This window comes from Sinomonas sp. P47F7 (assembly GCF_049332655.1).
Classification (GTDB): Bacteria; Actinomycetota; Actinomycetes; order Actinomycetales; family Micrococcaceae; genus Sinomonas.
This window is the reverse complement of record NZ_CP186327.1, coordinates 83,261-97,061: the sequence shown is the minus strand read 5'-3', so window position 1 is coordinate 97,061 and position 13,801 is coordinate 83,261. Positions and strand designations below refer to the sequence as shown.

11 protein-coding genes, 1 tRNA gene and 1 pseudogene are annotated in these 13,801 nt (G+C 70.7%); 10 read left to right on the top strand and 3 right to left on the bottom strand.

Translation table 11 applies throughout. The annotated features are described in order from the left end of the window. Positions 1-2 precede the first annotated feature (2 nt). Positions 3-1,535 (top strand): MFS transporter, encoded by a 1,533-nt coding sequence (locus tag ACOKR1_RS00475; RefSeq protein ID WP_422934836.1) that lies wholly within the window; start codon positions 3-5, stop codon positions 1,533-1,535. 19 nt (positions 1,536-1,554) lie between these two features. Here the strand turns inward: ACOKR1_RS00475 and ACOKR1_RS00470 are convergent, their stop codons facing one another. Next, on the bottom strand, positions 1,555-2,253 hold the full coding sequence (locus ACOKR1_RS00470) for a dienelactone hydrolase family protein (RefSeq protein ID WP_422934835.1): 699 nt from the start codon (positions 2,251-2,253) through the stop codon (positions 1,555-1,557). A 143-nt stretch (positions 2,254-2,396) separates the two neighbouring features. On the opposite strand from ACOKR1_RS00470, the gene ACOKR1_RS00465 reads away from it, so the two are divergent. Further along, entirely contained in the window at positions 2,397-3,938 is a 1,542-nt protein-coding gene (locus ACOKR1_RS00465) for a lipase maturation factor family protein (protein WP_422934834.1), read from the top strand. A gap of 65 nt (positions 3,939-4,003) precedes the next feature. On the opposite strand, the gene ACOKR1_RS00460 is transcribed toward ACOKR1_RS00465, so the two are convergent. Continuing rightward, positions 4,004-4,086, bottom strand: a tRNA-Leu gene (locus ACOKR1_RS00460). Positions 4,087-4,324: 238 nt separating this feature from the next. Here ACOKR1_RS00460 and ACOKR1_RS00455 point away from each other — a divergent pair. The 3 genes and pseudogenes from ACOKR1_RS00455 to ACOKR1_RS00445 all read left to right on the top strand — a co-directional run. Then, positions 4,325-5,080: an FhaA domain-containing protein gene (locus ACOKR1_RS00455; protein ID WP_422934833.1), complete on the top strand. Its 756-nt coding sequence runs from the start codon at positions 4,325-4,327 to the stop codon at positions 5,078-5,080. Next, positions 5,077-5,550, top strand: a complete 474-nt coding sequence (locus ACOKR1_RS00450) for an FHA domain-containing protein FhaB/FipA (protein WP_415856584.1) — start codon at positions 5,077-5,079, stop codon at positions 5,548-5,550. The genes ACOKR1_RS00455 and ACOKR1_RS00450 overlap by 4 nt, the downstream gene beginning before the upstream one ends. A 119-nt stretch (positions 5,551-5,669) precedes the next feature. Beyond that, positions 5,670-6,086: pseudogene (locus tag ACOKR1_RS00445) on the top strand (PP2C family protein-serine/threonine phosphatase); the annotation flags it as partial. Positions 6,087-6,139: 53 nt separating this feature from the next. Here the strand turns inward: ACOKR1_RS00445 and ACOKR1_RS00440 are convergent. Further along, positions 6,140-6,358, bottom strand: a complete 219-nt coding sequence (locus ACOKR1_RS00440) for a hypothetical protein (protein ID WP_422936729.1) — start codon at positions 6,356-6,358, stop codon at positions 6,140-6,142. A 65-nt stretch (positions 6,359-6,423) separates the two neighbouring features. Here ACOKR1_RS00440 and ACOKR1_RS00435 point away from each other — a divergent pair, with 65 nt between their 5' ends. From ACOKR1_RS00435 to pknB, 5 genes are all read left to right on the top strand, one after another. Then, positions 6,424-7,287, top strand: a complete 864-nt coding sequence (locus ACOKR1_RS00435; RefSeq protein ID WP_422936707.1) for a BofC C-terminal domain-containing protein — start codon at positions 6,424-6,426, stop codon at positions 7,285-7,287. Next, complete coding sequence (locus tag ACOKR1_RS00430) at positions 7,287-8,750, top strand: FtsW/RodA/SpoVE family cell cycle protein (RefSeq protein ID WP_422936706.1); 1,464 nt, start codon at positions 7,287-7,289, stop codon at positions 8,748-8,750. Before ACOKR1_RS00435 ends, ACOKR1_RS00430 begins: the two co-directional genes overlap by 1 nt. Continuing rightward, positions 8,747-10,207: a peptidoglycan D,D-transpeptidase FtsI family protein gene (locus ACOKR1_RS00425; protein WP_422934832.1), complete on the top strand. Its 1,461-nt coding sequence runs from the start codon at positions 8,747-8,749 to the stop codon at positions 10,205-10,207. The genes ACOKR1_RS00430 and ACOKR1_RS00425 overlap by 4 nt, the downstream gene beginning before the upstream one ends. Continuing rightward, positions 10,204-11,817, top strand: a complete 1,614-nt coding sequence (locus ACOKR1_RS00420; RefSeq protein ID WP_422934831.1) for a serine/threonine protein kinase — start codon at positions 10,204-10,206, stop codon at positions 11,815-11,817. The genes ACOKR1_RS00425 and ACOKR1_RS00420 overlap by 4 nt, the downstream gene beginning before the upstream one ends. 81 nt (positions 11,818-11,898) lie before the next feature. Next, a complete protein-coding gene (gene pknB / locus ACOKR1_RS00415; protein WP_422934830.1) occupies positions 11,899-13,791 on the top strand; it encodes a Stk1 family PASTA domain-containing Ser/Thr kinase in 1,893 nt (630 codons plus the stop codon). Positions 13,792-13,801 lie beyond the last annotated feature (10 nt).

Genomic DNA, 13,801 nt, shown 5'->3' with positions numbered 1-13,801 from the left:
CCATGTTCCAGACGGCGCACACCACCCTTTCCGCCGCCCGCCAGATGCAGCACACGGCCGCCCGCCGCTGGCTCGCGCTCACCGCGCTCATGTTCCCCGTGCTGCTCATCGCCGTCGACAACACCGTGCTCGCGTTCGCCCTCCCCGCCATCTCCCTCGCGCTCCAGCCGGGCAGCACCGAGTTGCTGTGGATCGTCGACGTCTACGCGCTCGTCCTCGCGGGGCTCCTCGTTCCGATGGGCAGCATCGGGGACCGCTTCGGCCGCCGGCGCATGCTGCTCATCGGCGCCACGGGCTTCGCCGCGGTCTCCGCGGCAGCGGCCTTCGCCGCGAGCGCCGGCCAGCTCATCGCGGCCCGCGCGCTCATCGGCGTCTTCGGCTCGATGATCATGCCCGCGACGCTCTCGCTCATCCGGAACATCTTCGCCGACGCCACCGAGCGCCGCCTCGCGATCGCGATCTGGGCGGCGGCGTACTCGGGCGGCGCGGCGCTCGGCCCGCTCGTCGGCGGCGCGCTCCTCGAGCACTTCGCGTGGGGCTCGGTCTTCCTGCTCGCCGTGCCGGCCCTCGTTCCCCTGCTCGTCCTCGCCCCGATCCTCGTGCCCGAATCGCGCGACCCCGCGCCGTCGCCCGTCGACCCGACGAGCATCCTCCTCGTCATCGCAGCCGCGACCGCGGTCGTGTACGGCATCAAGGAGCTTGCGCACGACGGCGGCACCCCCGCCCCGCTCATCCTGGCCGGGGGGCTCGTGGCCGGGTGGGCGTTCGTGCGGCGGCAGCTGCGGCGCAAGCGGCCCATGCTCGACGTGCGGCTCTTCCGGACGCCCGCGTTCGGCGCGAGCCTCGCCTCGAACCTGCTCAGCATCTTCTCCCTCGTGGGGTTCATGCTGTTCCTCTCGCAGCACCTCCAGCTCGTCGTCGGCGAATCGCCGCTGCGCTCGGGGCTGCTCATGCTCCCCGGCCTCGCGCTCACCATCCTGACCGGCCTCGCGGCCGTGCGACTCGCCTCCCGGTTCTCGGCTCCGGCCGTCATGGTCGCGGGCCTGACGCTCAACGCGTTGGGCTACGGGATCGTCCTCGTGTTCGCGCGGGACGGCTCGCTGCCGGCCCTGCTCACGGGGTTCGCCGTGGTCGGCGCGGGCGTGGGGCTTGCCGAAACGCTCTCGAACGATCTCATCATCGCGAGCGTCCCGCCCGCGAAGGCAGGGGCCGCCTCGGCCATCTCGGAGACGGCCTACGAGCTCGGCGCGGTCCTCGGCACGGCGATCCTCGGGAGCGTGCTCGCGGCGGCATACCGCCTCAACGTCGTGGTCCCCGCAGGCCTTTCGGGCGATGCGGCGGCGCGGGCGCGCGAGACCCTGGGCGGAGCGGTCGACGGCGCCGCCCTCCTTCCGGGGCCAGCGTCGGCCGAGCTGCTGGACTCCGCGCGCCTCGCGTTCGACTCAGGGGTTGGGGCGACCGCGGCGATCGGCGCGGTGCTCATGCTCGTGGCGGCCGCCGTCGTCGGCCGCACCCTCGCCCGGCGCGCGAGGTGACCTCCCCCCGGAACCAGGGTCAGCGCACGTTGTCTCTCAGGAACTCGACTGAGCGGGACCACGCGAGCTTCGCGGCCTCAGGCCGGTAGTTGCCCTGGGGGTTGGAGTCGTTGGCGAACGCGTGGGGCGCGTCGTAGAAGTAGAACGTGACCTCGGCGCCCGACTCGCGCCGTATCTGCTCGGCCTGCCTGCGGGCCTCCGCGGCCGGATAGCCGCGGTCCTTCTCGCCGTAGTGGCCCTGGACGGCGGCGCGGACGCCGGAGAAGTCGTTCGGCACGCCCTGCCCCACGCCGTAGAACGGCACGGCGGCGCTGATCCGCTCGCCCTGCTGCGCCGCAAGCTGCAGGACGAAGCCGCCGCCCATGCAGAAGCCGATCGCCCCGACGGTCGAGCTCGTGACTTCGGGCAGGCTCAGGAGATAGTCGACGGCGCCCGCGAGCAGCCGCGCGCCCTCGGCCTCGGGGAGGTCCCGCATGATGCGGGCGGCCTCGGCGCCGTCGTGCGCGACGCGCCCGCCGAACAGGTCCGGGGCGAGGGCCACGAAGCCTTGGGCGGCGAGGCGGTCGGCAATGTCGCGGATGTGGTCCACAAGCCCCCACCACTCCTGGATGACGATGACGCCCGGCCCCGAACCGGACTCCGGTCGGGCCAGATAGCCGTGGGCCTCCCGGCCCGAGGACGGGAACGTGACGTTCTGGAAGGGCCTGCCTGCGCTCATGGCACCACGCTAGCCGCCGGGGGTGGTCCGTAGTCCACCCTCCGAGGCAGCCTGTTGCACGAGGTCCCCCTCGGGCAAGCAACGCCACGCACACGTCGGCGCCGTTCGTACCGCGCGCCCCGGCCCCGGCGTAGCGTGGACGCATGGACTGGCTGCTCTGGTTCAGCGCGCCGGACTACCAACTGGCGCGCATCGTGCTGCAGCGGGGCATCGCCGCCCTGTTCTTCGTCGCGTTCCTCTCGAGCCTCAACCAGTTCCCGGCGCTCCTCGGCGAGCGCGGCTTCCTGCCGGTCCCCGACTATCTCGCGGCGTTCCACCGACTGCGCCTGCGCCGCCCCACGTTGTTCCGGTGGGGCTACTCGGACCGGCGCTTCCGGTGGATGTGCGCCGCGGGCCTCGTCGTCTCGGGGCTCACGGTGCTTGGCGTCCCCCAGCTCGGGCCACCGTGGGTGCCGCTCATCGGGTTCCTCGCGCTGTGGGTGCTCTACATGTCGATCGTGAACGTGGGCCAGACGTTCTACGGCTTCGGGTGGGAGATGCTCCTGCTCGAGGCGGGGTTCACGGTCGCGTTCCTCGGCTCCGACCAGAGCCCGCCCCCCACGGCCGTGCTGCTCGTGACGGCGTGGCTCGTGTTCCGGCTCGAGTTCGGCGCGGGAATGATCAAGATCCGCGGCGGCCAGGAATGGCGCAACCTCACGGCCCTGTACTACCACCACGAGACCCAGCCCATGCCCGGACCTCTGAGCCGCCAGTTCCACCTCCTGCCCAAGCCGCTTCACCGGGCCGAGGTCGTGGGGAACCATTTCTCGCAGCTCGTGGTGCCGTTCTTCCTCTTCGCGCCGCAGCCGATCGCGAGCATCGCCGCGGGGCTCATCGTCATCACGCAGCTGTGGCTCGTGCTGTCCGGGAACTTCGCGTGGCTCAACTGGTCCGCGATCGTGCTCGCGTTCAGCGCCGTGGGCGACCGCGCGGTGCACGCCCTGTTCCCGTTCATGCCGTTGCGGTACACGTCGGAATCGTGGGCGGACGCGTCGGCGGAGAATCACGCGGTGTGGTCCGGCGGGCTGTTCGCGGGCGGGCTCGGCGAGCCGACCGGCTACCCGGGCGACGTGTTCGCGTGGGCGTGGGCCGCCGTCGCCCTCGCCGCGGCCGTGCTCCTCGCGGTGCTCGGCTACTGGCCGGCGAGGAACCTCCTCTCGGATCGGCAGCTCATGAACGCGAGCTTCAACCGGTGGCAGCTCGGCAACACGTACGGCGCGTTCGGCACGGTCACCAAGCGGCGCATCGAGATCGTCGTCGAGGGCACGCTCGACGACGTCCCCACGGACAGTGCCGAATGGCGCGAGTACCGCTTCAGGGGCAAGCCGGGCGAGCCGGGCCGGCTGCCGCGGCAATGGGCGCCATATCACCTGCGCCTCGACTGGCTCATGTGGTTCCTCCCCCTGCGGACCGTGCACGAGGAGTGGTTCTACGCGTTCCTGTTCAAGCTCCTCGACGCCGACCCCGCGACGCTCCGGCTGCTGCGCGCCGACCCGTTCGGTGGCGAGCGGCCGCGCTGGGTGCGGGTGCGCAACTCGCTGTACGAGTTCTCGACGCGGGAGCAGTTCCGTACGACGCGCGAGCGCTGGGTCGTGACCCCGATGCACGTGCTCATCCGTCCGGTGCAGCTCAAGGACGTGCGGTAGCCGGCGGGGGCGCAAGCCGGACACGAAAAGGGCCCCCGATCCGAGACCGGGGGCCCTCAACCGGGTGCGCGAGGCGGGATTTGAACCCGCACGCCCTTTCGGACACTGGCACCTGAAGCCAGCGCGTCTGCCGTTCCGCCACTCGCGCTCACCCTCTCGCGGGGCCCGGAACAACGCCCAAACCCGCGAAGGCAGCGAAAACAAGCATAGCCGAGCGCACTACGGATATGAAATCGATACGGAGCAGCGCGGGGCCCCGGCGGGGTCCGAGGAAGGGTTTTTGGAACCCGACCAGTAGTATCGTCACAGGCGTCGCACGTGTGCGTGCATCCACCCATGCAGCGCCGCGCCCCCTGCCGGACGGCAACCGAGAGAGGAGGACGGCCATGGGACTGCTCGATCGCCTCGAGCTCGGTATCGAGAAGGCTGTGCACGGCGTCTTCTCAAGGGGCTCCAACGCCCAAGTTCAGCCCGTCGAGATTGCGAGCCGGCTGCGCCGCGTCATGGACGGCCAGGCCATTTCGATTTCTCAAGGACGCACGCTCGCGCCCAACGTCTTCGAGGCGCGCCTCGGCGACACCGACTTCGACCGAGTCCAGCAATGGGGGCAGCCGCTTGCCGAGGAGCTGTGCGACGTCGCCGTCCAGCACGCTCGCTCCCAGGGCTATACCCTCCAGGGGCCGGTGCGCTTCTCCTTCAAGCACGACGGCGAACTCAAGCCCGGCACTTTCGAGGTCACTGCGCGCTCGGACAAGGGCGAGTCCCCCGCGGCCCCGGGCCGTCCTCGGGTCCCCTCGGCCCCGCCCGCCCCATCTGCCCCGCCCCGCCGCCCGGTGCACCTCCACCCCGTCCTCGAGATCGACGGCCAGCGCTACTCGCTCAACGCCGACTCGATCGTGCTGGGCCGCTCCTCGGAGGCGGACATCGTGGTCGATGACACGGGCGTGTCGCGCCGACACATCGAGATCCGTCAGAGTCAGGGCCGCTTCTACGCGGTGGACCTCGGCTCGACGAACGGAAGCTACGTCAATGGCGAACGCGTGAACGGCACCGCCGAACTCCTGGACGGCTCGGTGATCAGCATGGGCCGCACGCGCATCACCTTCCGCATGCTGCCGGCCCCACTGGGAGGAACTGCGTGAACGAACTGACGCTCACCGTCCTGCGCCTCGGCTTCCTCGTCCTCATGTGGGTGCTCGTTTTCAGCGTCGTGGGAGCGATGCGCCGAGACCTTGCGGTGGGGCGCCGGAACAAGACGGGTGCGCCGACCGCGCGCCAGGTCCGCAAGAACCCCGAACTCGCCGAGCCGCCCGCGCGGCAGCAGGCCCATCACCTTGTGGTCGTCGAGGGTCCGCTCGCGGGAACGAGCATGCCGCTCGGCGAGAGCCCCATTCTCCTGGGCCGCGCGCAGGAGGCCACGCTCGTGCTCGAGGACGATTACGCGTCCGGCCGCCACGCCCGCCTCTTCCCCCAGGGCAGCCGCTGGTTCATCGAGGACCTCGGCTCGACGAACGGCACGTATCTCGCTGACCGCCAGCTCACCCGTGCACAGCCGGTGGACCTCAACGCGCCGATCCGGATCGGCAAGACTGTGATCGAGCTGAGGCCCTGAACTTGCCGGACACTCAGCTGATCCTGCGGTACGCGGCTCGCTCCGATGTGGGCAGGCTGCGCGCCAAGAATGACGACTCCGCCTACGCGGGCCGTCATCTTGCCGTCGTCGCGGACGGCATGGGCGGTCACGCGGGCGGCGACGTCGCGAGCGCGTCCACGGTGCTCGACCTCGTTCACCTCGACCACAGCGGCTACGCGGGGGACGCTGGCACGGTCCTCGCGGACGAGATCCAGACCGCGAACTCGCTCCTCTCCGAGCTCGTCGCCGCCAATCCGAAGCTCGCGGGCATGGGCACCACCGTCACGGCGCTTCTGCTCAACGGCTCGAAGCTCGCGTTCGCCCACATCGGCGATTCCCGCGCCTACCGCCTGCGTGGCGCCACCTTCGAGCAGATGAGCGTGGACCACACGTTCGTGCAGCGCCTCATCAGCGAGGGCCGGCTCCGCCCCGAGGAGGCGGAGACCCACCCCCACAAGAACGTGCTCATGCGGGTCCTGGGCGACGTCGACGCGAGCCCCGAGCTCGACCTCACCTCGTTCGACGTCGGCGAGGGCGAGCGCTGGCTCCTGTGCTCGGACGGCCTCAACTACGTTCCGCACGAGATCGTGGAGCATACGGTCAAGAACTTCGAGGACGTGGGCGAGTGCGCTGATCGCCTCATCGCGCTCACGCTGGCCGCGGGCGCCCCGGACAACGTGACGGTCGTGGTCGCCGACATCGTGACGACCGCCGGCGATGACGACGAGCAGCCCGTCTCCTCGCCCACCGCGGCCGCCTCGATCACGGCCTCCGCCGCCGCGCGCACGCCCGTCTCGTCGGCCGCTCGCGCGGAGTCGCCGTCGTCGGCCGCGCCCGCGCCGTCGGGCAGCGATGGCGCGCACGACGGCGGGAAGCCGCCGCACGCTTCGGCCTCGCCAGGCGCCGCGGGCGGGATCGTGCGCGGGCGCCCCGGACCTTCCGCCGCTGCCGCCCCGGGAGCCGGGCGAGCCGCGGCTGGAACTCCCGACGGACCCGAACCTCGGCGCGCATCTCTCGGCGGAGGTGCTGCGCCGGGAGCTCGACAGCCGCCCGCACGAACTCGTGGGCGCCGCCGCTGCCGCGGCCGAGAGCGGCTCCCTCCCCTCAGTCGCGAGCCGCACGGCCGCCCGGCGCGCCGCCGCGCTCCTCACCCACCGCGCCTCGGACGCCGACGTCGAGGCCGAGGAGACGGAGACCGAATCGGAGACGGAGCTCACCCGCCGCCGCGTGCGCAGGTGGTTCCGCCTCATCCTGGGGGCCATCGTGGCGATCGCGATCCTCCTGGGCCTGTGGTTCGGATACGCGTGGACGCAGACCCGGTACTACGTGGGCGCGTCGGGAGACCGCGTGGCCATCTACAACGGCATCTCCCAGACTCTGGGCCCCATCTCGCTCTCGAAGGTGGCCTCGACCACCGACATCACGATGAGCTCGCTCCCCGACTTCCAGCAGCAGAAGCTCCGCGCGGGCATCCCCGCGAACAGCCTCTCGGAAGCCCAGGAGATCGTTGCGTCCATCCGGACCAACCCGCAGACCTGCCTCAACGCGCCGTCGTCCGCGCCCACGCCCGGCGCGTCCGCGTCGCCCAGCGCCGTCCCCTCGGCCAGCGCGGTCCCGACGCCGAGCCCGTCGCCGCCGAGCCCGTCGACGGCGCCCTCCTCACCGCGGCCGTCCGGAAGCCCGTCGCCCACCAACCCGTGCTTGGGAGGCCAGTAGTGAGCGCAGTCGAAGCCGCCGCCCGGCCGCGGCGCAACATCGAGCTCGTCCTGTTGGTCCTCGCCCTCGCCGTGGGCAACGGCGCGAACGCCATGACGTCGATCAACCAGGGCCTGAGCCTCGGGAGCGACTTCTGGATGCAGACCGGAATCGTGTGCGCCGCGTCGCTCGCCGTGCACGTCGCGCTCCGCTTCCGCGCGAAGTACGCGGACCCGCTCATCCTGCCGATCGTCGTGGCGCTCAACGGCCTCGGGGTCGCGATGATCCACCGGCTCGACATCACGGCCTCGCCGGTGACGGACTACGGGGACGCGCAGGCCCGCTGGACGATCATTGGAATGGGGCTCGCGATCGGCGTCATCCTGTTCCTCAAGGACCACCGCATGCTCCGCCGCTTCACGTACATCTCGCTCATTCTGAGCGCCGTGCTGCTCGTGCTGCCGCTCGTCCCAGGCATCACGGCGGGGGACGTCAACGGCGCGCAGGTGTGGATCCGGATCGGCCCGGCCTCGTTCCAGCCGGGCGAGGTCGCGAAGATCACGATCGGCGTCTTCTTCGCCGGCTACCTCTCGACGAACCGCGACCTTATCCTGCTCGCGGGGCGCCGCCTCGGGAAGCTCCAGCTCCCGCGCTTCAGGGACCTCGGACCGATGGTCGTCGCGTGGCTCGCGAGCATCGGAATCCTCATCTTCCAGCACGATCTCGGCATGTCGATCCTGTTCTTCGGGATCTTCATCTCGATGATCTATGTGGCCACTAGCCGCGCGAGCTGGGCGATCCTCGGGGTCCTGCTCATGTTCGCCGGAGCCATGGCATCGAGCCTCATCTTCCCGCACATCCGGCTGCGCATCGACGGCTGGATCAACGCGTTCGACCCCGAGGTCTTCGGCCGCCAGTACGGCGGAAGCTACCAGATCGTCCAGGGCCTGTTCGGCATGGCCAACGGCGGGCTCATCGGCACTGGCATGGGCCAGGGCCGGCCGGACCTCGTGCCGTTCGCGCACTCGGACATGATCATCGCGGCGTTCGGCGAGGAGCTCGGCCTCGTGGGCCTGTTCGCGATCGTCGTTCTGTACGCGCTCCTCGTGACGCGCGGCATGCGCGCCGCGATCGGCGCCCGGGACGCGTTCGGCAAGCTCCTCGCGTGCGGCCTGTCCGCCGGGATCGGGCTCCAGTGCTTCGTGGTGATCGGCGGCGTGACCCGCCTCATCCCGCTCACGGGCCTCACGACGCCGTTCCTCGCGGCCGGCGGCTCGTCGCTCCTGGCCAACTGGATCATCGTGGCCCTTGTCCTCGTGATCTCCAACGCCGCCCGCCGGCCCGTGGACACGACGCCCTTTTCTCCGGACGAGGCCCCCGGGCCGCTCGCCACCAGCACCCTTCACGAGACGCCCTCCGTCCCGCCGTCGTCCGGTCGCCGCAGCGCGACGGAGACGACCAAGACCCAGGTGGTGAAGCAGTGAATCAGGCCATCAGAAACGCATGGGTGGCCATCGCCGCGATGTTTGCCCTCATCCTCGGCTCGATCAGCTATGTCCAAGTGGTGGGCGCCGACGATCTGACGTCCAACCAGTGGAACAACCGCGCGATCCTCCAGACGTTCTGCCAAGACCGCGGAACGATCGTGGTGGGCGGGCAGCCGATCGTGCAGTCGGTGGCGAGCGGCTCGGAGAGCTGCAAGTTCCAGCGCCAGTACCTCCAGCCCGAGCTCTACGCGGGCCTCACGGGCTTCTACTCGAACATCTTCGGCTCGACGGGTCTCGAGAAGAGCGTCAACGCGGCGCTCACGGGGCAGTCCGACCAGCTCCTCCTCGACCGGATCAAGCAGCTGTTCCTCGGCCAGCAGCCGCAGGGCGCGTCGGTCGAACTCACGATCGACCCCGCGATCCAGAAGCTCGCGTACAGCCTCATCCCGGACGGGCAGCGCGGCTCGATCGTGGTCACCAACCCGAAGACCGGCGCGATCATCGCCATGGCGTCGAAGCCGAGCTACGACCCCAACCAGATCGCCACCCACGATCAGGCCGCCGCGCAGGCGGCCATGACGAAGCTCCAGGGCATCAAGGGCATCAACCTCTTCCAGAACGTGAGCGGGCCCACCGGTGCGCTGCTCGCGCCCGGCTCGGTCTTCAAGCTCGTCGACACCGCCGCCGCGCTCGCGTCCGGCAAGTACAACAAGGACAGCGTCCTTCCGAACCCCGCGGAGATGACGCTGCCCGGGAGCACCGCGAAGCTTCCGAACTACGCGGGCGGCAACTGCTACACGCAGAACCAGGCGAGCTTCGCGTTCGCGCTCGAGCAGTCCTGCAACACGCCGTTCGCGTCGATCGCGCTCGACCTCGGGCAGGACGCGATCGGGAAGCAGGCGGCCGCGTTCGGCTTCGGCCAAGACGCCGGGAACCTCCTGCACCTCGAGTACCAGAGCGGCGTGTGGCCCAAGAATCTCGACCAGTCGCAGCTCGCGCAGGCGTCGATCGGGCAGTTCAACACGACCGCCTCTCCCCTGCAGATCGCGCTCATGACCGACGCGATCGCGAACGGCGGCGTCCAGATGAAGCCCTCGCTCGTCAAGACGGTGCGCGCGCCCGACCTCCGGGTGGTCGACGAGCCGAAGCCCGAGGTGCTCCGGACGTCGACGACGCCGGACATCGCCCGGCAGATCACGGAATGGATGACCGACGTGGTCTCGAACGGCATCGCCAAGGGCGCCGCGGTGCCGGGCGTGCAGGTGGCCGGCAAGACCGGAACGGCCGAGCTCGGCACGAGCGGCCTCAACAACTCGTGGTTCACCGGCTTTGCCCCAGCGGACAATCCGCAGGTGCAGGTGACCATCGTGATGGAGGGCGTCGACGTTGCGACCGGCGCCAAACTGACCAGTCCAAGCGCGAGCAAGATCTTTGAGGCGGTGTTGAAGAAGTGAGACCGACGTCGGGCATCACCTTGGGCGGCAGGTACCACCTGGAGAGCCGGATCGCCATCGGTGGCATGGGCGAAGTGTGGAACGCCCGCGACGAGGTACTGGGGCGGAACGTCGCGATCAAGATCCTCAAGGAGGAGTACGCGGGCGATCCCGGCTTCCTCCAGCGGTTCCGCAACGAGGCCCAGCACACGGCGCTGCTCAACCATCCCGGCATCGCCAACGTCTTCGACTACGGCGAGGACAGCGGCTCCGCCTACCTCGTCATGGAGCTCGTGCCCGGGGAGCCGCTGAGCTCGATCCTCGAGCGAGAGAAGGTGCTCTCCCCCGACCGCACGCTCAACATCATGGCCCAGACGGCGCGCGCCCTCGCCGTCGCGCACGCGCGCGGCCTCGTGCACCGCGACATCAAGCCCGGCAACCTGCTCATCACGCCGGACAACCGGGTCAAAGTCACGGACTTCGGCATCGCGCGCCTCGCGGACCAGGTGCCGCTCACCCAGACCGGTCAGGTCATGGGCACGGCCCAGTACCTCGCGCCCGAGCAGGCCACGGGCCAGCAGGCCACGGGCTCGAGCGACATCTACTCGCTCGGCGTGATCGGCTACGAGTGCCTCACGGGCCACCGGCCGTTCTCGGGCGAGAGCCAGATCGCGATCGCGCTCGCCCAGGTCAACGACGCGCCGCCGCCGCTTCCCGAGCAGGTCCCCGCCCCGGTCCGCGCCCTGCTCATGTCGATGCTCTCGAAGGATCCCCGGAACCGCCCGGCCAACTCGATCAAGCTCGCGGAGGCCTCCGAGGCGATCCGCCGCGGGGACATCCGCGCCGCGCAGGCCGCCGTCCCCGGCATGCTCCTCCACGACGATTCGACCCAGCCCATCAGCCAGCAGGCCGCGCGCGGGCAGACCGCGCCGACCGCCGTCGTCGGCGGTGCCGCCCTCGCTGGCGGGATCGGGGCGGCCGCGGCCGGCGCCCAGGCGGCGCACGCGTCGTCGCCGTCAACCGCCGCGCTCCCGGTCATGGGGCACGGCGACCACGGCGCCTCGTCGATCCAGGGCGACCACCCGGACGGCGGCTCGCCATGGTATGCGGGGGTCGATGAGGAGGAGGAGATCCCCGAGCAGCGCCGCAAGAAGCGCAGCGCGCTCACGTGGCCGCTCGTGGCCCTCGTGCTGCTCCTGCTCTTCGTGCTGCTCGGCATCTGGCTCAGCAACTCGGGCCTCTTCTCGCCCGCCCCCGCGCAGACGGCCACGACGTCGTCGGCCCCGACGCCGTCCCCGACGACCCCGAGCGCGACCCCGACGCCCACGGTCTCGGCGCCCTCCGTCCCGAGCTCCGTGAACGTCGTCGCGTCGAACTACGTGGGCCGGAACTACACCGAGGTCCAGCAGGAGCTCGAGAACCTCGGGCTCCAAGTTCAGCTCAACCCGGTCCAGCAGTCGCAGGGCATCATGGGCGCCGTGCTCTCGCTGTCCCCGACCGGACGCCTCCCCGTGGGGACGGCGGTCACGGTCACGTACGCGATCGTCAACGCCCCGACGGCAACGCCGACGCCGACCCAAGCCACGACACCCTCAAGAGGGCCAACCTCCACGCCTTCGGCCACCAAGTAGGGCGACACTAGTTGGACGAGCCCTGGAAGTGAGGACATGACGCACACCACCCACACGCAGCTGCAACGAGAGGACGAGCCCATGCCACAGCCCGTCGTCCTCTCGGGGCGCTACGTGCTGGGCCGCCTCCTGGGGCGAGGCGGTATGGCGGACGTCTTCGAGGCCCAGGACACGCGCCTGGGCCGCACGGTGGCGGTCAAGATGCTGCGCCCGGACATGGCCCGCGACCGTCAGCTGCGCGTGCGGTTCGAGCGCGAGGGGCAGTCCGTCGCGGCGCTCAACCATCCGAACATCGTGGCGGTGTACGACACCGGCGAGCGGGGACCCGACCCGCTGAACCCGGCATCCGTCGAGGTGCCGTTCATGGTCATGGAGCTCGTGGAGGGCAAGACCCTCCGCGAGTTCGTGCATGAGGGCTCGGTCACGCAGGAGAAGGCGCTCGAGTACGTCCAGGGCGTCCTCTCGGCGCTTGAGTACAGCCACCGCGCGGGGATCGTGCACCGCGACATCAAGCCCGCGAACGTCATGGTGGTGGACGAGACCGGGACCGTGAAGGTCATGGACTTCGGGATCGCGCGGGCCGCGGCCGAGTCCGGCGCCACCATGACCCAGACGCAAGCCGTGGTCGGGACCGCGCAGTACCTCTCGCCGGAGCAGGCCCAGGGCCTCACCGTGGATTCGCGCAGCGACCTCTATTCGACCGGCTGCCTCCTCTACGAGCTCCTCACGGGCCGCCCGCCGTTCTTGGGCGAATCGCCAGTCTCGGTGGCGTACCAGCACGTGCAGGTCGAGGCGCCCAAGGCCCGCGAGTTCAACCCCGACGTCACGGACGCCGTGCAGAGCGTCCTCGACCGTTCGCTCCAGAAGGACCCGGACCACCGCTTCCAGGACGCGGGCGCCTTCCGGCGCGCGCTCCGAGCCGCCGGCGCAGGGCGCGCGCTCCCCGCGGCGGAACCCGCGGACGACGGCGGGGACGCGACTGAGGCGATGGCCGTCGCCGCTGCGGGCGCGGGCCTTGTCGCGGCCGCGGGGGCTGGGGCGAACGGCGAGGCAGGCCGGCACGCGGCCGGCCCGCACCTCGGTGACACGGGAGAATTCCCGCAAGTGCCGCCGTCGGACGCGGACGCCCTGCTCGGGTTCGACGACGCGGACGAGGCTGACGACGAGCGCCCGCGGCGCCACCGCGGCTGGATTGCCGTCCTCCTCCTCGTGACGCTCCTCGTGCTGGGCGGCGGCGGGTTCTGGCTCTACACGTACCTCAATCAGCCGCCCGCCGTGGTCTACGTGAGCGTTCCGAGCGTCGCGACGATGAAGGACACCGACGCGTTCGCGAAGCTCACCCAGCTGGGGCTCCAGCCCGAGTTCTCGCAGAAGCCGAGCGCCGACGTCGCAAAGGGCCTCGCGATCGACACGCTGCCGGCAGCGGGTTCGCAGCTTCCCAAGAGTTCGAAGATCGTCATCGAGATCTCGACCGGTCCGTCGACGGCGGTCATCCCGCAGAGCGTGATCGGCAACACGGAGGCGGGCGCTCGGGACACGCTGCGTTCGCTCGGCCTCATGCCGGCGGACCAGTCGAAGGCGGCGAACAGTGCGACCGTGCCCGCGGGGCACGTGATCAGCGTCTCGCCGGACGTGGGCACGACCGTGCCGATCGGGGCCCAAGTGACGTTGACCATCTCGACGGGCAAGGTCGTGGTCCCGGACCTCCGCGGACGCTCGGCCGATGACGCGAAGGCCGCCCTCGCGGCCCTCGGCCTCGCGGCTCAGGTGAACCAGGTGGTCTCGACGAGCGCTCAGCCGGGGACGGTCACGGACCAGAGCGTCGCGGCGAACGGCCTCATCGACCAGGGCGGGACGGTCACGCTCTCCGTGGCGCAAGCGCCGCCCTCGCCCTCGCCGAGCGCGACGCCAAGCCCCTCGCCGAGCCCCACACCGACCGACAAGAAGAACGGCAACGGGATCACCTTCCCGTAGCCGGTCTTCT